Origin of the sequence: Limosilactobacillus reuteri (assembly GCF_013694365.1) — a bacterium.
Taxonomy (GTDB): domain Bacteria; phylum Bacillota; class Bacilli; order Lactobacillales; family Lactobacillaceae; genus Limosilactobacillus; species Limosilactobacillus reuteri_E.
Genome location: NZ_CP059275.1, coordinates 1,019,201 through 1,042,427, shown reverse-complemented (window position 1 = coordinate 1,042,427; position 23,227 = coordinate 1,019,201). Strand labels below are relative to the sequence as shown.

At 39.2% G+C, this 23,227-nt stretch carries 29 protein-coding genes; all 29 read right to left on the bottom strand.

The features are described from left to right. Positions 1-415: 415 nt before the first annotated feature. The gene (gene cls, locus HHK02_RS06105; RefSeq protein ID WP_085678539.1) at positions 416-1,909 is read right to left on the bottom strand and encodes a cardiolipin synthase; all 1,494 of its coding nucleotides are present in this window, start codon (positions 1,907-1,909) and stop codon (positions 416-418) included. Next, positions 1,910-3,070 (bottom strand): MFS transporter, encoded by a 1,161-nt coding sequence (locus tag HHK02_RS06100; RefSeq protein ID WP_099979717.1) that lies wholly within the window; start codon positions 3,068-3,070, stop codon positions 1,910-1,912. It lies immediately after the preceding gene. Next, complete coding sequence (locus tag HHK02_RS06095; protein WP_099979718.1) at positions 3,071-3,574, bottom strand: O-acetyl-ADP-ribose deacetylase; 504 nt, start codon at positions 3,572-3,574, stop codon at positions 3,071-3,073. Next, on the bottom strand, positions 3,575-4,162 hold the full coding sequence (locus HHK02_RS06090) for a helix-turn-helix transcriptional regulator (protein ID WP_098046868.1): 588 nt from the start codon (positions 4,160-4,162) through the stop codon (positions 3,575-3,577). Then, positions 4,163-6,067 carry a M13 family metallopeptidase gene (locus HHK02_RS06085; protein ID WP_099979719.1) on the bottom strand — a complete coding sequence of 635 codons (1,905 nt, stop codon included), beginning with the start codon at positions 6,065-6,067 and terminating at the stop codon, positions 4,163-4,165. Continuing rightward, positions 6,068-6,361, bottom strand: coding sequence for a hypothetical protein (locus HHK02_RS06080; RefSeq protein ID WP_003669820.1), 294 nt, complete (start codon positions 6,359-6,361; stop codon positions 6,068-6,070). Next, positions 6,362-7,651: a vWA domain-containing protein gene (locus tag HHK02_RS06075; protein ID WP_099979720.1), complete on the bottom strand. Its 1,290-nt coding sequence runs from the start codon at positions 7,649-7,651 to the stop codon at positions 6,362-6,364. Continuing rightward, positions 7,652-8,797, bottom strand: a complete 1,146-nt coding sequence (locus HHK02_RS06070) for an AAA family ATPase (RefSeq protein WP_003669817.1) — start codon at positions 8,795-8,797, stop codon at positions 7,652-7,654. Then, positions 8,798-9,430, bottom strand: a complete 633-nt coding sequence (locus HHK02_RS06065) for a DNA-3-methyladenine glycosylase (protein WP_011953588.1) — start codon at positions 9,428-9,430, stop codon at positions 8,798-8,800. Next, positions 9,431-9,808, bottom strand: coding sequence for a DUF488 domain-containing protein (locus HHK02_RS06060; protein WP_013923883.1), 378 nt, complete (start codon positions 9,806-9,808; stop codon positions 9,431-9,433). Beyond that, positions 9,809-9,982, bottom strand: coding sequence for a hypothetical protein (locus HHK02_RS06055; protein WP_164480658.1), 174 nt, complete (start codon positions 9,980-9,982; stop codon positions 9,809-9,811). It abuts the gene before it with no gap. After that, a complete protein-coding gene (locus HHK02_RS06050) occupies positions 9,983-10,666 on the bottom strand; it encodes an NAD(P)H-dependent oxidoreductase (RefSeq protein WP_003669812.1) in 684 nt (227 codons plus the stop codon). Continuing rightward, positions 10,667-10,987: a DUF7671 family protein gene (locus tag HHK02_RS06045; protein WP_003669810.1), complete on the bottom strand. Its 321-nt coding sequence runs from the start codon at positions 10,985-10,987 to the stop codon at positions 10,667-10,669. After that, positions 10,988-11,947 carry an Lreu_0056 family protein gene (locus HHK02_RS06040; RefSeq protein ID WP_098035343.1) on the bottom strand — a complete coding sequence of 320 codons (960 nt, stop codon included), beginning with the start codon at positions 11,945-11,947 and terminating at the stop codon, positions 10,988-10,990. Next, complete coding sequence (locus HHK02_RS06035; RefSeq protein ID WP_098035344.1) at positions 11,948-12,520, bottom strand: hypothetical protein; 573 nt, start codon at positions 12,518-12,520, stop codon at positions 11,948-11,950. Beyond that, complete coding sequence (locus tag HHK02_RS06030; protein WP_035159539.1) at positions 12,521-12,805, bottom strand: hypothetical protein; 285 nt, start codon at positions 12,803-12,805, stop codon at positions 12,521-12,523. Beyond that, positions 12,806-13,885: a DHHA1 domain-containing protein gene (locus HHK02_RS06025; RefSeq protein WP_181462886.1), complete on the bottom strand. Its 1,080-nt coding sequence runs from the start codon at positions 13,883-13,885 to the stop codon at positions 12,806-12,808. Then, entirely contained in the window at positions 13,886-15,121 is a 1,236-nt protein-coding gene (locus HHK02_RS06020; protein WP_003669801.1) for a DUF2325 domain-containing protein, read from the bottom strand. After that, positions 15,122-16,507, bottom strand: coding sequence for a branched-chain amino acid transport system II carrier protein (gene brnQ, locus HHK02_RS06015; RefSeq protein ID WP_003669800.1), 1,386 nt, complete (start codon positions 16,505-16,507; stop codon positions 15,122-15,124). Then, positions 16,508-17,101 carry a glycoside hydrolase family 73 protein gene (locus tag HHK02_RS06010; RefSeq protein WP_003669799.1) on the bottom strand — a complete coding sequence of 198 codons (594 nt, stop codon included), beginning with the start codon at positions 17,099-17,101 and terminating at the stop codon, positions 16,508-16,510. Continuing rightward, a complete protein-coding gene (locus tag HHK02_RS06005) occupies positions 17,102-17,881 on the bottom strand; it encodes a putative ABC transporter permease (protein ID WP_035159531.1) in 780 nt (259 codons plus the stop codon). Next, positions 17,882-19,423 carry an ABC-F family ATP-binding cassette domain-containing protein gene (locus HHK02_RS06000; protein WP_003669797.1) on the bottom strand — a complete coding sequence of 514 codons (1,542 nt, stop codon included), beginning with the start codon at positions 19,421-19,423 and terminating at the stop codon, positions 17,882-17,884. Positions 19,424-19,537: 114 nt separating this feature from the next. Beyond that, positions 19,538-20,059 (bottom strand): hypothetical protein, encoded by a 522-nt coding sequence (locus HHK02_RS05995; RefSeq protein WP_003669796.1) that lies wholly within the window; start codon positions 20,057-20,059, stop codon positions 19,538-19,540. Then, positions 20,060-20,371 (bottom strand): ArsR/SmtB family transcription factor, encoded by a 312-nt coding sequence (locus HHK02_RS05990; RefSeq protein WP_098035345.1) that lies wholly within the window; start codon positions 20,369-20,371, stop codon positions 20,060-20,062. Continuing rightward, positions 20,372-21,406: an ACR3 family arsenite efflux transporter gene (gene arsB, locus HHK02_RS05985; protein ID WP_003669794.1), complete on the bottom strand. Its 1,035-nt coding sequence runs from the start codon at positions 21,404-21,406 to the stop codon at positions 20,372-20,374. Further along, entirely contained in the window at positions 21,407-21,808 is a 402-nt protein-coding gene (gene arsC, locus HHK02_RS05980; protein ID WP_003669793.1) for an arsenate reductase (thioredoxin), read from the bottom strand. It lies immediately after the preceding gene. Continuing rightward, positions 21,809-22,159 carry an ArsR/SmtB family transcription factor gene (locus tag HHK02_RS05975; protein ID WP_099979721.1) on the bottom strand — a complete coding sequence of 117 codons (351 nt, stop codon included), beginning with the start codon at positions 22,157-22,159 and terminating at the stop codon, positions 21,809-21,811. Beyond that, a complete protein-coding gene (locus HHK02_RS05970; protein ID WP_098043624.1) occupies positions 22,160-22,777 on the bottom strand; it encodes a CadD family cadmium resistance transporter in 618 nt (205 codons plus the stop codon). Then, complete coding sequence (locus tag HHK02_RS05965) at positions 22,778-23,215, bottom strand: helix-turn-helix transcriptional regulator (RefSeq protein WP_181462885.1); 438 nt, start codon at positions 23,213-23,215, stop codon at positions 22,778-22,780. Between the last annotated feature and the right edge of the window lie 12 nt (positions 23,216-23,227).

Genomic DNA, 23,227 nt, shown 5'->3' with positions numbered 1-23,227 from the left:
AGTCACTTGTGACTTCGTTTTTCGACGCGAAGCTAGCCTCTGGGAGCCCCCGCAAGCAACAGTAGGCCTCCAATGTTCGGCTTTGTCGGACGTTGGAGGCCATTGTTGTACTGCGTATTTGCTTTTTATGAAAGTAACTTAACTTATGTCACAGTCCTTTTTATCCATAAATTTGCGAGAATACCCCCACTTCTATAAGTAGGGGATGAATCGCTCTCTTAAAGCACGTTAGTGCTTTTTCTTTTGTTCTATGATATATTTAGTATATATCTATAAAATGTGGTGTGCGTCATTTGACGGACATCCTTTCATATAGGTTTGATTCACTTAATATGATACCTGATGTCACGCCGAATGGCGTTTTTGCATTTACCACCAATTAGGTGGCTAACTTCATTCTATAATCCACCATTATTTATAGTATTGGTGAAAGCAAGCGAGAAAAGTATTGCTTGAATTTCCGCCACTTTGACTGATTAGCAAAATACTCAGGAGTAAGTAACGTACTCTTTTTCATGTCATTTTCAAAGTCTTGCTTTAACTGCGCTGTTAGTTTTTCATTATACGCAAATGCATTGACTTCAAAATTAAGTCTAAAACTACGGTAATCCATATTTGCCGAACCAACAGAAGCAATGTTGCTCCCACTAACCATCGTCTTTGAATGAATAAAGCCATTATCGTACTTGTAAACTTTTACCCCGTTGTTCACTAAGTATTTAGCATAATATTCCGTTGCCCGATAAACAAATGGATGATCAGGCATGCATGGGATCATAATTCGGACGTCAATTCCACTTCTTGCGGCAATTACTAATGCTTCCAGCACTGAATCTTCTGGAATAAGGTATGGCGATTGAATATAAACATATTTTCGTGCCGAACTAATAATTGATTCATATCCCCGTCTAATCGAATAATTTTCATTATCCGGCCCAGAAGATACGATTTGCATTGGGACCTCATCTGGATCGCTATCTGGTGCAACCAGTTCAAAATTCTTAAATTCTTTTTCAAGGTCAATTTTCTTTTTATGAGTTTTTCGACAGGTTGTATTCCAGTCCATTGCAAACCGCACTGTCATCATCATCGTTGCTTGTCCGACGACACGGAGGTGGGTATCACGCCAATAACCAAACTTAGGATCTTCGCCAAGGTATTGATCACCGATATTGAATCCACCAATGTAACCAATCTTGCCATCGATAATAGCTAGTTTACGGTGAAGATGATAATTTAACCGTGGCGTTTGAAAATAAGCTTTGGCAGCAGCAATAAACGCTTGCGCTTCTCCACCTAATTCTTCTAAATGCTTAAAAAATTTGAAAGTAGTTCCATGAGACCCACTTAAATCATAGAGAACACGGACTTTTACTCCTCGTGCAGCCGCATCTTCTAAGGCTGCCAACACCCGCTTCCCTAGATTATCAGCATAAAAGGAATAGTATTCAATATATACATGATCAGTTGCATGATTTATATCGTCAATTAACTTATCAAACTTCTTTTTCCCATCAATAAATACGTGAACTTTATTATTAAAGGTTACTACTGAATCATTCAAACTCAAAAAAAGATTAACCAACTGACGATCACGCGACAACCGGCTTCCTTTTGGCATTAATTCATGTTCTTCACTTAATTTTCGTTGTTTTTCAAGATATTTAGTCCGTAATTGTTTTTGCTCATCTTGAATACTAAATATCTCATCATGGGATAATTGTCGTCCCACAAAAAGATATAGGATAAATCCAACTACTGGCAAAATAGTTAAGACTAATAGCCATGCCCAAGTTGATGCAATATCCCGACGACTACGAAAAACAGTCCATACTGCAAAAGCAATGTTAATCAACCATAGGACTTCAATAATGCGGCGAATAACATCCCATGTCCAAACAATATCCATTTATTTTCGGTAAAAACAACGAAGGGCAAAAGATAACCCGATCGCTAAAAGTCCGTACACTGCACCTACATAGCCAAGCATCGTTAAATTAGCAAAGTTAGCAGTAGTAGAAGCCGTAAAGGATCCAAGTGAAATCCCAACATTAGCAAAAATTGAAATTAATGATGTTGCTAAAGCTAATGACTGCGGATATTCTTTTTCTGCCACACTAATAAATACCAGTTGGATAGTTGTTCCATATATAATTACAACGACACAAAGAGTTGCTAGAACAAGCATTCCTGTAATCTTATTTTCCAATGCAATCCCAAGAATAAGACTTAATATTGTCATGAGAATAAAGACAAATGGTAATTTTTGAACCCCATTGTGACTCGCAACGATTCCAGCAATTTCGTTACCAATAATACTCATTACCCCTAAAAGAAGCAGCAGCCAATTTAAACTAGTTAAGCTAAAGTCCATCACAGTAGTAATTAGCGGCCGGACATAAGTATAGAAAGTATACTGGAGACTTAAGACCGCCACCGTGATTCCAATCCCTAATAAAACACGGTGATCTTTTAATAGCGCTAATTGTTCTAAAATGCTCCCTTTAATTTGAGGTGTATCACGAGGAGTAAGCCAGACTAACAACGCAAACACAATTAATGTTAATCCTGAAATGATCCAAAAACTATCGTGCCAGGAAAGTAATGTTGCGATGGTTGTACCAAGCGGAACCCCAATGACCGACGCAATACTAAAACCTGCACCGACCCACGCTAGAACCATTGGCCGCTTGTCCATTGGTGTAATTATACTAACTAGCAAGTTAATTAATGAAATAATGGTTCCAGCAACAGCGGCAGTAATAATTCGCGCAAATAGGAGCCAGCCAAGTGTCGGTGCCATCGCAGTTAAAGTATTACCAATAAAAAAGACGGTCATTAATAGCATAAGAAGATTATAGCGATTCCAATTGCTAGTTAAGGTAGTAATAATTGGCGTACTAATCGCATAGACTCCTGCAAAAGCTGTCACCAAAAAACCAACTGTGGAAAGTGGAACATGATAACTCCGTGCAATATCTGATAAAACGCCCACAACCATAAACTCATTACATCCCAGCATAAATGCAACAAGAATAAAAGTGAACGATCGCAATTTAGCGTGCTTCACTTAATAAGGTTGTGAGTGATAAGCAGTAAAGGTTTTATCATCAAAGCAAACTATCGTTACTTGATCAACATAATTGGCAGTAGGGAGAAAATCTTTAATCGTCTTAATCGCAATTTTTGCTGCCTTTTCAAGCGGGAAAGCATATACCCCTGTACTGATGGAAGGAAAGGCAACCGTCCGACATAAATGTTTATCAGCCAACAGTAAACTATTGTGATAAGAATTGGCTAACAATTGATCTTCACCATTATCACCACCATGCCAAATCGGTCCAGGCGTGTGAATAATAAACTTGGCTGGCAAGTTAAAGCCGCCAGTTATCCGCGCTTCTCCCGTTGGACATCCATGAAATTTTTCACAGGCGCCATATAACGCTGGGCCAGCTGCTCGATGAATCGCACCATCGACACCACCGCCACCCATTAAAGTTGTATTAGCGGCATTAACAATTGCATCAACTTTTATTTTGGTAATATCTCCTTTGATCACGTTGATTTGCGGCATTCAGACAATACAAGTTAAACATAACGCTACCAATACATTTCCTGTTAACGCGCCGAAGATATATCCAATTCCATTGTCATTTATTGGGACATTGACCGGAAATGTTAATCTTACTTCTAATAGCGTTATAATCAGCCACGTTATCCAAAATCCAGGCTTATTTTTTATTTTAGACCAGTCAGCATAACTGACTAATATAATAAAACTGGAAACAATAACAAAAGAAATAATCGTAAATACCGGTTTTGGTAAGTAATTACTTAAAAAAGGTAAAATTGGTTTTAGTACTATAACTACAGCGCCAATAATATTCAAAAAATAACAAAGAACAAAAATTTTATCTACTCGTTTGTTCATAGTGTGCTCTTCTTTATAGTTATTTATCATCTCATGATCCTCCCGTAATAAATCATCCAAACTAACATGGTAGAGATCACTTATTTGAACCAACATAAAAATATCAGGATAACTTCGACTATTTTCCCAACTAGAAATTGTTTTACGTGAGATCAACAATCGTTCTGCTACATCCTGCTGAGTCCATCCTTTTTGATAACGATATAATTTCATTTTATCGGCAAATTTCAATTACCAAATATGAACCCGATCTTCTGGCGCCCGGTACATTTCATCGCCAGGCTTAATATCAAATGCTGTGTAGAAGTCATCGAGATTTTCTGCTTGAATATTAGCACGTAATTTTTGCGGTGCATGGACATCAATTGAAAGCAGCAATTGCATGTATTGTTCCGTTGCTTTCATTCGCCAAATAGTTGCCCAGTTAATAAAGAATTCTTGGGCATTGAAGTCAGCTTCAGTTTTTGCTGCTTCAAGTGCACAACTGAGACCTCCTGCATCGGCGATATTTTCAGAAACCGTGAGCTTCCCGTTTACCTTTTGACCAGCAAATGGGATCCCATCAAATTCATCAATCATCTTTTGAGCTAATTGCTTAAAGTGTGCAGAATCTTCATCTGTCCACCAGTTATTAAGATTTCCAAACTCATCAAATAATGACCCGTTGTTGTCAAAGGCGTGGGAAATTTCATGAGCGATTACTGCACCAATCCCACCATAATTTTGGCTGCTGCTTTGTTTCAACGAGTAGAACGGTGCCTGTAGGATTGCAGCTGGGAATACAATGATATTCTTAAATGGGTGATAGTAAGCATTAACTGTGGCCGCACTCATTTCCCATCGCATCCGATCAACAGGTGTATTCCAACGACTGAATAATTCTTTATTAGCCGTCACTATTAATTGATTTAGGTTTGCAATCAATGATTCCTCTTCATCAACCTTAAATTGATCATAGAGAGCAGGAATCTTATCTGGATACCCAACTTGAATGCCCAGTTTATCAAGCTTGAGGATAGCCTTATCACGGGTATCCTTACTAAGCCATTGATTATTGGTCAAACGTCCTTTATAGACTTTAATCATTTGCTCAACCATGTGGTGAACATCTGCTTTAGCTTGCGGTCCAAAGTACTTCTTCCCATAATAATCACCAGCTACTTGGCTAAACATGTCACGTGCAAGATAGAACGCAAATTTACGCTGGCTAACTGGTTTCTTGCTTCCAGAAAGTGCTCGACCATAACGTCCATTGATTTCACGCATTTCATCATCAAGGTAACTAGCATTTTCGCGAATGACACGAATTAATGCCCAGTTTTTAAATAGCTCAAAGTTATCTTGTAAGATCTTGTTCAGGGCCTTAAAGTATTCCGGTTCTGTCACAATTATCTTTTCCGGTTCTTCCCCAACTAACTGCTTAATTATTGCCGCAATATCAAGTTGATCAGTGGCACTAGCTAGTTCTGCAACCGTTTGTGGATTATACATCTTACTATAATCAGCCGCTTCTTCTGCACTTTTTACATTTGGCGCAAGAAGGGCATCGAATTTGATTGCATCATCAATAATCTTTTTTGCTTCTTCTTTGCTATACCCCAACTTATCCATCAAGGCTTCCACCATTGAAGACCATAATTGGAGTAATTGATCGTGCTGAGCCTTCTTTTCTGCTTCATAGTAGCTCTTATCAGGCAAAATAAGCGATGGTGATGAGGCAAATAAAGCATAAACAGTCGCATTCTTCATATCAGCGTCAATATCAAAACTAATCGGTGAAGGCATCCCTGCTAAAATCCAGTTCTTCCATTGAGATTGGTAATCTTCATATGAATTAAGATTTTCTACACTTGCCAACATCCGTTTAAGCGGTTGTGGGCCAACTTTCTTACGCCAATCAAACTTTTTAGCGAGGCGATATAGCTTAATCATCTCATTAAACCGCGAATCATCAGACTTTTCCTTCCCCGCTGCATAGGCATCAAAGTCATCCATTAGCTGCTTGTCAATCTCATCAACGAGGTCATTGAAGCCCCCAGTAGCTGGCTTATCATCAGGAATCTTCGCCGTCTTTAGCCATTCCCCGTTTACTGCTTCGTATAAGTCGTCTTTAATTAATTCGTTATTCACTGCCATTCAATCTAAAAAAGGACTTAATAAAGTTTTCCGAGCACTTTCTGAAAACCATGAGTCATGTTGCATCAGTAATTGATTTACTTCCTGGTAATTACTTAAGTCAACCTTGCCCTTAATTAATCCAGCAATTTGGAGCTGCCGAGCAAATTGAACATCTGCGGACTGGAGAACGTTGCGAAAGATCGGCTGTTCATATGGATCCCACCGCTTATTAAGAAGACCAATTGCCCGCTCATATTCTTTGCTATGGGTAAGTACCTTTTGCATGGCCTGCGGATTTAAAATTGTTGTCATTTATCCCCTCATTTCTAATACTCTTCCCGGTGGCTCTTTTACTGATAATTGATTAGCCTTTGTCATCATTAGCCAATAAACATTTTGATAATGATAATCATTGATTCTTTCCTCTCCCCACCCATCAGTAATAATAATTATACGATTTCGTTTAGTTAGGTGGTGCTGATGGAGATAGTCAAAAATACACTGAAAACTTGTACCCCCGCCACCTGTTCGTCTAAAATCAAGTTTTTTACCATCATGTAGTTTTTGTTTGGTGGTCACCCGGGCATCAAACGAATAAACATTAGCTGTCAGTTTTGTTTTCTTAAGCATCTTTTCAAGTATCGTTAGTGTTTGAACGATTTCTTGATCGGTGACCGATCCGGAATTATCAACAAAAATGTCAACAGCTGGATCCAATCTCGTAACTTTGCCAGGCAAATCCATTCGTAATGGTTGCCGGCGGTTAAAGCGAGCATGCGAATTAACTTGTCCTCGTGCAATCAACCCAAACTGATGCCTAAAAACCTGCCGCCAATCAACTATTTTAGTTTTTTGGACTTTCTGTAGCTGTGATCTTACATTTCCTGGTAACAAACCGCGATCTCGTTGCGGGGTTTGCCTCCAAGAATTATTCAAAATACGCTTAATATTCGCTAACCGCACGATCTGATTGCTGACCTGCTGACTTGTCTTAGATTCCTGCCAGCCGTTATGAGTATCGGGGGTTTTAACCTCATCTGCCGTTGCATTTTCCTTTTGTTTGCTGCCACTCAATTTAAGGCCTGTCTGATGTAGTTTTTCTTGTTGTTCAGCAGGCAGCTGTTCTAATATATTGAGATAATCCTGCGAATCTAATTTTGGCATTAGTTTTTGACGAAGAACCTTTTCCAATTGGCTAAGGGTTACTGTTCCTTGGGGTGGCTCAGTTAAATACTGATTTACCGCTACATCAGTTGCAATCTGGACTAAATCTTGATGAGGATAAGAAGCATAACGTAATGGATGCATCCAGATAAGATGAAGGGCTTCATGTTCTAATAAGCTTTGAAGTTCATCATTACGAACGTTCGCTAACTTTTCTGGATTAATAACCAGTACAAGGCGATTGTCTTCCCACCTCAATCCCATCATTGCGGGTAACTGTAAATCATTCTCTCGTGGAAGTTGTAATAACACTTCTCCGAAAAGGCGCTGTTTTTGAAGGATGATAATAATTGCCTCCCTAATCCGTTGCGCAGATGTCACATGATTATTGCTTCCATCATTTTGATGTAACCGTGCTAGAAAGTCCCCTAAACTCATTCATCGATTATCACCACTCGTCGCAACTTCCGCAAAATATTGATAAAGTTGCGCTACAGAGCCTTGGGGATGTTTAATGGCTTGCTCATACATTACTTGCAAGAGGTCGACGAAATCCTCACCAACTGTTTGAACAATCGCATACTGCCCATCTTCACTGACTAATTGGAGATACTTAATAAATAGAGCTGCCTCTTCTTCAGATGCTAGCTTAGGACTTAGCCATGAACGTAATACTTGAATTTTGGTTGCTTCATCAGCATTTTCAAACTGCTCCTTGCCATCTTTAGCGTCTTTCAAGGTTGCCACTGTAAGCTCTTGCCCCTGTGCAAGGACAAACTGAGCAAAGGCCACCCCTACTTCATCACCTAAGTCACCACTAAATATATCAGCAGCAAGTTCTTTTTGCATTTTCTGGTCTAACGCCTGTAATTGATCAAGATTGCGAGAAACTCTTTCCCAAGCACGTGGCGTGGGAGCCAAATCTTCATTGTTCGGATCAACAACTAATAATTGTTCAGGATATTGCGTAAGATAGGCGGAAACAAGGTCATTAATTCCGGTTGCTTGGGCCCATTTTAACCATTCCGCCGTTGAACTCGTCATTACTAAACGAACTGTCCGATCTTTAATTGCAGCATCCCCAGTCGCAACACCATATTCACGATCAGTAAATCCTGTCATCGTAGAATCAGGATTCTCCGCAATAATGATCCGTACTGCAGAAGGCAAACGCAAAGCATTAATCTTTCGTTGAAGGACAAGGTTCATTAGTTCACTTTGAACAGCTTGCGTTCCACGATTAAATTCATCTAAAAACCAAATAATTGATTGATTAGGATGGGCTTCGGCATACTTAATAATGCTAATTAAAGTTTCAGAGTAACCGAATTGTACATTTGCAAGACGACCATAATTCTTCGTTTCAACAAAAGATTCACTGGTCAAGGGGGGAACCGGAATTGCAAGGTCTCCTTTTTCGCTTAAGCTGACAACCGTAGTAAATAATGCCGCATTCAGATTAGCAGCAATTTCACGAACTAAAGCAGATTTACCGATCCCCGCATCCCCGACAATATTCGGAACACTACCCGCATCGAGAACAACGGGAACTGCCGTTAATAGTTGTTGATAAGTTAGCGCCATTTACCCCTTCCAACCATGACATTCCAGATCCATGTCTTGTTTTTTCACGTTTGATACATAGGGATTGCCTTTTACATAAAAGCGGCGTGGACTTAACCCATCTTTCCCCTTCAAATTAACTCCAATCCGCGCAGAAATAGCTATTTCTCCAGGAATTTTATAATTATGTAAATCAACCGTTAGTGGACTTGTTTCCATAGGCTGCCCATCTAAATCCCGTGAATGAATTCCGAGAGCTTGTACTAATTTACCGGGACCGTTAGTAATATTTACCCCTGACATGTGCCGATTTTCGATCATTTTATCGATGTTTAGCGCCGGTTCTATTCCGCGAAGTAAAATTCCTTGAGGTTCCTCTGCATCCTGAACCACAATATCAAAACAATAATGTCCACGGATTTGGTATAGGTAAATATTCCCGGGCATCCCATACAAAGATTCCGAGTAGCCAGTGCGTCGTCCGTTAAAAGCATGTGATGCAGAATCTTTTTCTCCTAAATATGCTTCTGTTTCAACAATATAACCACCAATGATTCCACTTTTAGTTTGGTATTTTACTAGTTTCCCTAAAAGATCCTTCGCAATTTCGACTGTGGGCCGTCCAGTAAAAAATTGTTGATATTTTGTTAGCATTTATTTTATAGCGAGTTGTAAATCTTTTTGGAGCTTGTCAGCAAGAATAATTGCTTGATTATGTTCTTCATCTTTTGCCCCGTAAAGGAGAATAACGTTCTGACTCGGCAACTTACTTTGGACAATTGCCTTTAATGAATTATAGTAAACAGGATTGTTGGTTAATTCTGCGAGATAACGTTCTTTGAATTCTGGATAACGAGCAACGTCATGACCAAACCATTTCCGCAGCTCGGTACTTGGGCCGACCTCTTTGAGCCACTTATCAAGATGTGCATTTTCTTTTGAAATCCCGCGTGGCCAAATGCGGTCAACAAGGATACGATAACCATCTAAATCAACAGGTTTAGTATAAATTCGTTCAATTTTTAGTTCCATTTATTTGTCAGCCCAACTACGACCATCGAGCTCACCGGCGGCATTGACTAGGCGTTGTGCTTGTTCAAGCATTAACTGCTCTAATGCCCGGTAAAAAGCTTGATCTTCATATGTTGGGCTATTTTTCATTAATTTTTTTAATTCTTCGTGTGCCCATTGTTGATTCTCATCCATTTAGTCATCCTCTTTTTCTCGAAGCCATCCGATAGAAGTATGTAAATCATCCAGCTCCTCTTGTTGATCTTGTAAAAGTGCCAATAATTGTTCTAATTTAGCTTGTTGAAGAGGATCTAACTCTTGAGCAATTTTAACGTTAAGGTGGTCAATAAACCATTGCGTCTGATTGCTAAAATGCAAGAATTTATCTAAGGTCAAATATTGCTGATAGTGGATAAATAAAGACTGCCGCTCTTCTTCACTCTGTTGGGCAAATTGATAGATCGGCAATGGTGGCAAATACTTCATCCCCATCGCGTGCGCTAAAGCCTGATATGGTCGTAAAAGTTCAGCAATTGTATATCCTTGACTGGCACCCGGTTGAAATGCAGACGCAGAATGAGCAACCGTCGTAACAATCCCCAATTCACGACCCTTTAGCAAATGACTGCTTGTAAGTTGTGAATTCCATACCTCATCAAGCCATTGCTTTAAGATCGCCGGCGCACTATACCAATACAGCGGAAATTGAAAAATAATTCGGGTTGCCGATTTAAGTAATTCCTGCTCTTGAGAAATATCAAAAGGTGTTTTTAATTCATGCCACATAACGTTATTTTCATCATCAGCGGCTGCCTTTAAAAATGATTCAGTCGATGAATTCGCAAGTTGAGGGTGAGCCACTATTACCAGTGTTTTCATTCACTCCTTTAATTCTGCAAGGCCTTGTTTCAAGACATCTTCTGTAACATCGACAGTTAGAAATCGTTGCAGAGGCGTTTCACTATGACGATCCTTAAAAGCCATTGGTTCTGCTTTTAGAATTACAACAGTCAAATTATTTTCCGTCAGCATTAACTGACCCGGATATTTAAATTTCCCCTTAGTATGTTTTCCAGTCCGCCAAGTATGTAATTTAGCCTCACCATTCTGGTCAAATTTCAACTGATACTTTCCACTAGCATCTGTTTCGACGGGAATCCCGGTAAACTTTTGAACATCATACTTATCTTTTTTACCCATTTACGGTTCCACTTTTAATTGGTCCGCATAGGCATTAACCTCATCCTGTTGGTCTTCACTTGTGTAGTAATTATTTATCAAATTCGTAACAGTGGTATGCGTAGTAGTCATTGGTGCCCCTGTCACATTTTGATTTTCAGTTGATCCAATCATTTTAATTGTGACATCATTGCCTTTACGTTTAAACCAAATATAGCTAGTCAAATCACCCTGTGTTGTTACATATTGATAATCCGCAACTTCACCATAACCATAATGCGTTCCATAATACATTTCACCATTTTGAACTCCTGCCTTAAACCAATCAGGGTTCTTTAACAATGCAACTAATGTTCCTAGCTGCTGGGTAGTTAATCCATCCTTATCCGTAATTGTAACTTTACCACGCATATCAATAATTTTGGTGTTTTTTGCTACTTTCAAAACACGATTAACTTCCCCATGAGTTTTGGCATACGTCACCATTTCAGCGAGTGTTACGCCTGTTTTGCGAATACCATTACTACTGTTCGCATAGTAAACCTTATTTCCGACAATTGTATAATAGGTTGAATTTAAACGATCGCCATCTTCATCACTTTTGGAAGTTAATTTAATCATGTATAAAACTTTGGCGCCTTTAGGATAAGTCTTAGCAGAGGATCCCTCTCCCCATGGCACTGCACCTTTATCATAAATCTTAACTGTTGCTCCCTGATTATTGTTTTCCATATCAGCAGAATAATCATAATCATTTGCTCCTGGCATATGTGCATCACGATAGTACAACACAAGTGCAGCAGTTTGCTTAAGTGTTAATCGTTCAGCGTTTAGTGCTGCATCATCCCTTATTTGTTGTGTACTTGATAAAGAACTAGTCATACTACTAGTTGATCTATTAGTACTTGAGGATGTTCTCTCACAAGCCACCATAACCATCATCGTCAATGAAAGCATCAAAATTAGCGCTATTTTTCTCATTTATTCAGCAAAATAATCCTTAATTTCTTTGTCTGACAAGTCAAACTTTTCTTTTATCTCTTTCTTGATTGTTGTTTTATCAATATTCAGCGCTCTCATTGCCTCAATCGATGTTTTAATTATTGTCTGCTGATTTTCGTGTAATTTTTGTTCTCTTTCTTGAATTAGCTGTTCTTTTTCTTTGAGTCGATCCTGGCCTTCTTTAATTTCATGTTTACTTTTCTGAAGTTCTCGTTTTCCTTCTAGGAGTTCACGTTTTCCTTCTAGTATCTCCCGTTTGCCATCCCGTATCCTACGTTCACCCTCACGAATCTTTTTCTCGCGCATTTCTTGATCCATTTCATATACTGAACGTCGCATGTATTCCGGCCTCCATTTCCGGTTCCGCTTTACAACTGCTATTCTCTCCTTTAATTTTACGACAAGCGGATCGGTCGCTTCAACTTTTCGTTGGGCAATATCGTGGAGGTCAGCTACTTGCATCTTAACATCATAATTAGGCATCACTTTGTTGAAGATATAGTCATCGGCTAAGCCCGCCATCTCCCACTTTTTGCGTAAGAATTCATTCATTCATGCGGTTGTGTGACCGTTGTGGGTAACGCTGTTTTCACGATAACCAAAGTAGAATTGGATAGCAGCAATTGCAATGTTTACCCAGTTCATTGTAAGGAACCAGCCGTTAAGGGCGTTGCCGTCGTGAGTCATGCCGTAATATACCCAAAAACCAATTACGATTGCACATACATTAATCCATGCGAATGTTTTTTGTAGAACTTGGTTATCAAGGGCAAACCACATCCATACAACGTTTACTACAAACCAGATTGCAAGAATCCAAAAGATAACGTCGAACATTTACTTCTTCCCAAACAAAGCTGCCATCTTTGCTGCTACTTCGGGATCAAGATTATCGGCAAGCGTACTTTCATTTGATTTTTGTTCATTTTGCTGATTAGTGATCGTTTGCTTAAGGTCATCAATGACTGCTTGCTCACCAATTTCAATCGGATTAACCGTTAACCGGCCACCTGCAGCATCAGCATGACCGCCACCATTAAAGTATTTTTCAGCAAATTTAGCCACATCTAACTTTCCGTTGCTTCGAAGCGACACGCTAACCGGACTGACTACCAAGGCCGCATCGACTTCTGGATGTTGCACTAATAATTCGTGGGCAATTTCAGATTTATAGTCACTTGCATATACGACACCAAATTTATGATCATCGATATCTGTAATTAAAATATCTTTCAAATGGCTCTTAAGGTACTTTGCCCGCCGTTCGTTTAGTGTCCGAATCAACAGCCGATTTTCTTCCTGATATTGTTGCCAGCTGGTATTAAAAACATTTTGGACAAACTCTTCCGAATCTTGGAGGGGATAAAACCAAAAGAGCTGATCAAGATTATCGGCATCAATTCGTTCCTGCTCATTCATTTCTGGATCATTTTGCCAATCCCAAGTATCATATGCCCGAATCAATTCCACAAGATAAGCAAGGTCTTTTTGCCGTTGCTCATCAATCTTTGTAAAAGACGATTGTTGTTTTAACCAATCCCATACCAAGCTTGTGGCACTTGGGTTAACTGTTGGATCAGCAGGTACGATACTATTGGCCGCATACTTTTGTCGTAGTTCTGCTTCACTTTCATGATGGTCAAAGACAAGCCAATGATTAGCGAAACGTTCATTCAATAACTTAAATGAATAATCGCTATCTGGCGTCATATCCATGATGTAAACATCTGTAAATCGCCCTACTTCCGCTGTTTGCATCCATCGACTTAACTCTTCATCGATTCGTCCAGCGCCACAGTTTGTCATATCAAACTCTGTGTCTTCAAACATTACTGGTTGTAGTGTTTTTAATAATAATGGAGCCCCGAATCCATCTAAATCATTGTGGGAAAATAATTTTATTAACCGTTGTGCCATTTATTTATAATTTTTCAAATCTTCGCTACTTTCGGCGTATGCAGGATCACCATTTAATGCCCGGGCAATGGCTCGCTCAACAGCAGTATTAGAAGTAACATTTGCAATGGCAAGTGGCTTTTCATAACGTTTAGCGTGATGGTTGGCGAGTTGACTAATTCGATGGTGAATTGCATCGATGCAGACAATCACAAAATCTGCATCACGAATTTCGCGTTTTAATTTACTGCTAGAAACTTTTTCTTCTGCAGACGCATCTAATCCGCGGAACAGACCGTGGTGTTTGTCAATGACTGGTTTAAGACCCTTAACCTTGCTGCGGATTCCGGTAATAACAAGTACCTTTCGTTGATGAAGGTCATAGTCCAGCTTTTTCTCATAATCATGACGAGAATTAGCAGGCTTTTTAACAACTTTTGGTTTAGCTGGTTGCTTAGTTGTATCATAATCTTGCTTTTCATGAATCCAGCGAATCGCGCCATCTTTGGCATCAGTTAGGCCATTTCCTCGATCATAGTAGGCAAAATCAATAACCATTCCTGGCTTAATATCGCGGCCAGGGTACTTAAAGGGATCAATTACGATGGTGTTTTCTGGCGCTTCGTCAACGATTGAATTACCCTTAATTGTTTTACTCAGTTGAAGCACATCAGAACCGGGCACGCGTTTTAATTCACCATATTCAATCACATTGACTTTTTCGGGAGTGTAATCGCTAAGGTGGTCACCGGTAATCTGCCGAATAACTGGAAGGCCGCGGACTTTTTGTTCATAGTCTAGTTGGGCAATGTCCCCATCCTCAATAGGAAATGGTAATGCATGCAGAATTGCTTCCGGGTAGTAACGGTGATTAATCTCGGCTCCACTTAATTTCCGGTGTACTAAGTAGCGATTGTCGGCTGCTAGGCGTTCTTCTTCGGTGATTTCTTTTGGTGCTTCAACTGAAGGAGATGCAACTGGGCTTGCCGTTGAGGTTGGCTTCTCTTCATCATTAGCAGGACCGGTAAGCAGTGACTTCAATGTTTTGCGTGCTTGCGGAGGCAACTCGTTTGACGATTGAATTTTGCGTTGAACAAACCGTGGTGCATTTTGTTTAACGGGTTTGCTTTCCTGGTAATGATTTAAAATATTAAGAATGGTGGTAAGACTTCGCTGTGTCTGCAGTAAGCTTTGTGGATCATCAGCGGTATTATTTAAGAGGTCAATCAATTCTTGACGATAATCATAAACTTCCATTTAATGTACTTCGCTTTGCATACTGGTGGAAGCAACCCGTTGATGACGGTACCAGTGAACTAAGAGACCAAGGACTAAGCCGACAAGTGCTGGAACAAGCCAGGATAATCCCATACTTGCAAGTGGTAAGTTATTTCGCAAAGCGGCAACAGATAAACCAAATGAACTTTGGCTAACAACCGCTGGGAAGGCAACAACCATATCACCGAGAGCTGGTACAACGGTGAAAAGGACCACGAAGAAGTAGACAACGCCATCACGGTTAAAGAGTGGTGATGTCACAGATAAAAGGATAAGCACCATTGATAATGGGTAAAGGAACATTAACATTGGTGTTGACCAAGCGATGATTTGGTCTAAGCCAAAATTAGCAGTAAGGAAAGAGGCGAGACAACTGAGGGCAAGCCATGCATGGTAGCTAACTTTTGGAAAGTGCTTATGGAAGTCTTGAGCAAAAGCAGCAACTAAACCAACAGCCGTCGTTAAACAAGTAACAGTTAACAAGAATGCTAGTACAACTTGTCCGAATGCACCGGCATAAGCATTAACTAATTGGTTAAAGGCAACTCCACCATCTGGGGAAACTTTGAAACGACCAAGAGACATTGCGCCAAGAAGGATTAGTAATAAGTAGATAAAAGCAACGGCACCCATTGAGAGGACACCAGCTTTTGCAACGACTTTGGATACATCTTTTGCTGACCGTTGTCCCATAGAACGAACGGCGGTTACCACTGTTACCCCAAATGCAAGACCGGCAAGAGCATCCATAGTGTTGTATCCTTCAAGGAACCCGTTAGTGAGCGCGCCGTGAACATAAGCACTAGTTGTAGGTGCGGTAGCAGGGTTACCAAGCGGATGAGCGAAACCAACAACAAAGACAAGGAATAAAAGGGCTAAGAAGACGGGATTTAATACTTTTCCGATATTAGCTAGGATATCATTTTCCCGGTATGAGAAGAGGAAGGCTGCCCCGAAGAATAAAGCTGAGAATAATAGCAAGGCAAGGGATTGATATTGTTTATCAACGAATGGGGCAAGCCCAACTGTGAATGAAACAGTAGCAGTCCGTGGTGTACCGAATAATGGACCGATCGTAGCGTGGATAAGAACCATGAATACTAAGGCGAAACCAACGCCAAGCGGACGACCGATATCAAAGACCCCTTCTGCACGCGTAACAGCAACGGCGAGAACTGATAGAAGTGGTAAAAGAACTCCAGTAATCAGAAAGCCAACTGCAGCTGGTCCCCAATGACTACCAGCTAATTGACCAAGGTGTAACGGGAAAATCAAGTTTCCGGCCCCAAAGAATAAACCGAAAAGCAATGATGCAACAACTAAATAGTTTTTGAATGTTAACTTGCGCGATGTTAAATCTTGCATTTATTTAACATTATCGTATTGGGCAAGATTAAACTTCTTAATCGCATAGATCAGCTTGCTGGCATAATCTGGATCGGTTGCGTAACCATTCCACTGTAATTCGTAAGCTGCCTGTTGATAAGTTTTTGCTGTTTGTACTCCATGGAAACGTGCATGATTATCAGCAATTCCATTTACAATGAGCAATGTGTGCGCATTAATTGAATCAGCCCAGCTGTTGTAAACTGTAAAGTATTGTTTTACTTGAACATTTTTACCCCGAATATTTTCGGTAGTATACATTTGAACCTTTTCGTCGTCACTATTAGCTTTAATTCCAAATAAGTTATTGTATTTATTCGCTAACCGGCTCCGACCCCAGTTCGATTCAAGTCCTGCTTGTGCAATCGTAATGCTAGCTGGAATATGATACTTCTTCTGTTCACGTTGAGCAGCTGGCGCAATCTGACGAACAAATTCATTGACGGTTATATCTGTCGGGTGGGTCTCACGTTGAATTTGGGGAGATTGATGGATAATAATCGCCACAATCCCAAATAAAATAATCAAAAATGCAAGTACACTTCCACAAATGATTTTTGTTTCTTTTTTCATTTATTTACTTTTAAGCTCGTTTTTATAGTTATTAAAGTACTTACTATCAGTCATCTTCAATTTAGGAAAGCTCTTGATTAGCCGGCGATGATTCCAACTCAATTGCTTACCAGCTCCCTCTTTGTTTAGATGTTGAGCAAAGTACCGTTGCCAATCTTGAAGGTGATCTTTAATTGCTAATTTATCCTTAGGAGCTGCTTTTTCAAGTCGATCCAGCAGTTCCTTTCGATAAGCGGCTGCTCGTTCATCCCATTGTTGAGTTGTAATATGGAATTTTTCCACACTAATAACGCTGAGGATAGTGTCAGTTCCCATCACGAGGACAATAATTAGGGCAAGCATCTCGTGGGTCCATGATTCTTCCCAGTTAATAATCCGCTGAATAAATGGCTGAACAAACTTAACCAGCAAGACAACGCCAATCCCCCAGAAAAATGAAATTTGGGGAGCAACTCTTCCTTGAATGTTTCCTTTTAGATGCGAATAGTCCCATAACTTCATATGAAAAAGTTTTTCGAGCAGCCAACTTGCTACATACTCAAAGATCGAAGCCACAATAAACCCTACTACGAATAGCAGAAAAATATTATCTTGAAACGGATAGGTAGTAATCAAAATCGTCGTAACGGCAAATCCATATACTGGACAATAAGGGCCAAATAAGAATCCCCGGTAGGCGAAATGATGGTCCTTAATTGAACAGTAACAGGTTTCCCATAACCAGCCAATAAATGAATAGGTAAAAAATAAGACAATGATTTCAGAAAGTGAATAGGGCACCTATTTCAAGCTAAGTTTTTCAACGTTCAGGATCTTATCAAGCCATCCTTCAAAGAATCCTTGTTCGTGACTAACTAAAATTAAATTCCCTGGGAAATCCTGCAGGGCTTTCTTTAACCCTTCCTTAGTTTCGTCGTCCAGGTGGTTTGTAGGTTCGTCCATGATAAGAAAATTACATGGGGTTAACTCGAGAATGGCAAGTTTAACTTTCGTCTGCTCGCCCCCTGATAAAAGATTCATTTCCTTCATTGTATTAGCAGCGTTAATCCCAGCCCGCGCCAACTTTGTCCGAATCGTCCGTGGCTGCATTGTTGGGAACATATTTTGAATTGTTTGCAGTGGCGTAAGCGTTGGGTCATCCCACTCCAAATCTTGGTCAAAGTAATTTATCCGGGCCGATGGGGAGAAGGTTGCTGTTCCGCCCAACGCTGGAATTTTCTTTAAAATTGATTTAATCAAAGTCGACTTACCAACCCCGTTAAATCCGGTGAACAATAATTTTTCACCCATTGTCATCGAGAAAGTTACTGGCGCTAGTAATGGTCGGTTATAACCAACTGATAATTTTTCTACCCGCAACGCATTTGCTGATCCGGTATTTTCATACGGAAAATGGAAAGTTGCTTTTAGATTATCTTCGGGTGGATCAATCTTTTTCATTCGTGCAAGCATCTTTTCACGCGATTTAGCCATAGTCGATTTTGAACCGGCCTTGTTTTTCCGAATAAACCGTTGCGCCTTTTCAATGACCACTTGCTGCTTCTCATATTCCCGCTCTTGGGCTTCTTTCCGCTCTTCCTTTTGCCGCATTGCTTGTTGGAAGCTTCCGCGGTATTTGGTAATTTTACCAAATGACACATCACAAATGGTATTCGTAACTTGTTCAAGAAAGTCATAGTCATGCGAGATGATCATTGCGGCACCATCAAAATCATTAAGATAGTCGATTAACCATTCAATGTGAGCCGTATCAAGGTAGTTTGTCGGTTCGTCTAGTAAAATGACATCTGGGTTCTCCAATAACATCTTCGCAAGAATAATCTTTGACCGTTGTCCCCCACTCATCTCAGAGACAACATGATCCTTACCGATATCAGTTAATCCCAAACCATTCATTACCCGCTCTACTTCCGTTTCAATTTCATAGAAGTTATTAGCATCAAGTTTTTCTTGGATTCGGCCTGCTTTGGTGAGGAGCTCATCATCCATCTTTTCTGCATAATCCGCATAAAGCTTATTCATCTGGTCATTAAGCTGATAAAGTTCCGTAAAAGCAGTATGGAGGAAGTCAATCAATGTCATCCCCACTGGAATATCTACATACTGGTCTAAGTATCCAATCTTGACCCCTTTTTGCCATTTAATAGTGCCATCAACTGGGAGAGTTTTCCCGATCAAAATCTTAATCAAGGTACTCTTTCCGGCACCATTTTGCCCGACAATTCCCATGTGTTCGTGCTTTTCTAGTTGAAAGCTGGCATCTTCATAGAGCTTTTTATCGGCATAGCTCATCGTCAGTCCTTCAACATCTAATACTGCCATTCAATTTATTGGGATAATTCCATCAAGTAAGTTATTTACCAAAACTATTGATATAACAAGCATGCAACAAACTTTTGCTAGTTTTTGCTTGATAAATTTCATATACTTATCCAATCACTTTTTGCTTGTGAGGCAGACTTTGTGCTTAGGATGTTGAGGAGCTTGATCCGTTTCCTTATATTCAGCTTCCTTGACTGGTTCAGCATCATTTTTATGTGTCAATGCCAGGAGAGTTTTATTTTCTGCCTGAGTATTGAGAAGAAGTTGTTGATTTTGATCCATTAATTTTTGCATATTAGCTAGTTGATCATTTTTCGCTTTTAATTCTTCTTTCAGGAGCTTAATAGTCTCCTCTTGCGCTGATACGACAGCATTTTTATCACTATCGGAAACTGTTTCTGCTTGTTTCTGTTTGTTACTATTTGTTTCTGTTTTCGTTTCCGGAAACACATTATCACCGTTGTTTCTGAAATGTTTCCGAATTACTTTAGCACCAGCGCTATTTATTAATATTCGGTTTCCGACAGTTTCTGTATACTGTTTGCGAAAGTTTGCGGTCATTAGTTTACGAACTCCTGGTTTAGTTACCCCTAGTTCATCGGCTAATTGCTTGATAGTATAGCGTTTCTCAGGCATTTAACATTTTTTATTCTTATCATTGCAAATGCAGTCCTTGGTGACCGACAATGCTTCTGTTAAATTGCTGATAAGGAAATCTGCTGCAGCTCGGTTTAATGAATAGTAATGCCAATTCGCTTTCTTATCGACAATGACTAGTCCATTATCTTCTAATACTTTCATATGATGTGAAAGTGTTGGTTGAGTAAAGTTGAAATAATTAAGAATATCACAAGCACACATTCCACCACATGAAAGCATTTCAAGAATCTTTAATCGATTTGGTTCAGCAACAACTTTTAGTAGTTTAGCTAATTTTTGATAATCCACTTAATAAAATCTCCTCTTAATCCAAAGTGAAACATCAACTAATAGCATCATAACTGGAACTTCAATCATTGGACCGATAACAGCTGCAAATGCTTCCCCAGAATTTAATCCAAAGACACCAACAGTTACTGCAACAGCTAGTTCAAAGTTATTGCTTGAAGCAGTAAATGATTGCGTGGCCGAGATTGGGTAGTTTGTGCCAGTCCTCTTCGCAATCCAGAAAGTGAGGAAGAACATTAAAATAAAGTAGAGAAGCAAAGGAATCGCGATACGTATGGCATCTAAAGGTAGTTGAACCACTTTAGCGCCTTTTACCGAGAACATAACTACGATGGTAAATAGTAATGCCCAAGTTGTAATGCGACTAATTTTAGGAACATACTTATCTTCAAACCAGTCTTTTCCTTTACCCTTGATAATCAAGTAACGAGAACAAACCCCTAGGATAAACGGGATTCCAAGATAAATAAAAACAGTCTTTGCAATTTCACCCATGGTAATGTTAACCGTTTGTGTCTTAATTCCGAACAGCTTAGGTAAAACACTAATAAAGATGTAGGCATAAATAGAGTAAAAAATAATTTGAAAGATCGAATTCAAAGCTACTAATCCGGCGGCATAGTCATTATTACCGTGAGCTAGCTCATTCCATACAATGACCATCGCAATACAACGTGCCAACCCAATCATGATTAAACCGATCATATAATTGGGATAATTGTGTAGAAAAATGATGGCTAAAGCAAACATCAATAATGGCCCGACAATCCAATTTTGAATTAGTGAGAAACTGAGTTCTTTTTTATCTCTAAAAACATCACCCATTTTCCCATAATTAACCTTAGTTAGTGGCGGGTATAACATTAAAATTAAGCCAATTGCGATCGGAATTGAGGTGGTGCCGATTGACCAACTATTAATTAACTTAGGTAATGAAGGAAAAATAAATCCACTTAAAATACCAAGTGCCATAGCTAAAAATACCCACAGCGTCATGTAACGATCCATAAATGATAGGTTTTTCGACTTCTTCATCTAAATTAATCCTCTAACTAATTGTTTAATTTCATCACGTACTTGACGAAATACAATCATTTTCTGCTCGTGTGTTCCCTTAGCCTGCGCTGGATCTGGTAAGGGCCAATGAAGGCTTTGGGCTTGGGGAGGAATTATAGGACAGCGGTCTTTCGCATCACCGCACAAGGTCACAATTAAATCAGCCGCATTGAAATAATCTAAGTCAATCAGCTTTGATTTTTGCTGACTAATATCAATTCCATCCTCAGCCATAACCTCTACTGCATAAGGGTTGAGACCATGCTTTTCAACACCGGCACTTTTACATTCATATTGATTTTTGAGTAATAATTTGGCATAACCTTCCGCAATCTGACTACGACAAGAATTACCAGTACACAAAAAATAGATTTTTTTCATTCACCTGTCAAGTTGAGCAAGTATTTTTTTCAGATCATCATCTTTTATAAAGTAGTACACCATTTTCCCCTTTTTTTGACGGTCTAAAATGTCAGCATCATACAGCATTCTTAAGTGATGAGAAGCGATTGCAATACTACAGCCTAAAATATATGCAATATCACAAACACATAACGATTCCTGAGCGATTAAAGAGAAAATGATTTTTAACTTTTTCTCATCTGAGATTTTAGACAATACATAAAAGTATTTCTTAATACATGATTTACCCAAGAATTCCGAGACCTTCATTACTTTATCTGTCTCAACCAATGTCTGATCACAAGTAATGTCAGCACTTTTGCTTTTCATTTATTTAATTAAATTAACGAAAAGTTGAATTGATCCATTTTCGATCAAAACGGAACCACCAATAAAGATATAAACGATTCCTATAAACCAACGACTATATTTTTCAAGAACTGTACCTACAGTTGGAATACTAACCGACTTCTGGGCAATAAAAACTAATAAGAAAATCATTATCAAAAACACTACCAAAGTTATTAATAACTTTGGTAGTGCCAAACTAATAAAGTAAGGTACAAATAATCCAACATTATCAGCACCACAGCTCACAATAGTAATGAAAATCAAGGTTTTAATCAAATTATTTTGATTTGTATCTTTCAATTTTTCATTAGCCATTTTTTCACCGTCTGAATCTCCCAAAATTAAAGCCTTTATTCCCAAAAAGACAGGAATTATTCCTAGAAAACCTAATAATCGTTTATCAGGAACGTAATGTAAAATGACAGCAAAGAACAAACTAACTAATATCAAAAGCCCAGACCCAAGAAATTGGCCTATATAAATATCTCTAACACCCTTTTTATCTTTAACTTTCGCAAAAAAAAGCATCAGAATTATTAATAAGTCAATAGCAGTACTCCAGTAAGTCACCACACCAGCAATAATTGTTCCTAACATTTAGAAAAATTTACCGTTCCAGGAGCTGATACCTCCATGGAATCCCATATATACAAGGACACACATAACTATAATTAGAAACCAATTATCCTCGAGAAAACTACCAAATGATTTTCTATTATCACTAAAACCAACACCGCCATCATCTAAATCATCAATATCATTACTTAGATCATCGATGTCGTCTCTTAGCTCGTTGACTGCATTTAATATATCTTGATTTGTAACATTATCGGCTGGTTGCTTGTCTAATACTAGCCAGTCAAGACTTACGTCAAAGAAAGCTGCCAACTGAACGGCTGCTTCTAAGTCAGGAACAGAGGAACCAGCCTCCCATCGTGAAACAGCTTGTCTTGTCACATGAATCTTTTGTGCGATATCTTCTTGTGATAAACCTTTATCTGTTCGTAACTTTTTTAATTGCTTTGCAAACTCCATTTACTGTGACAA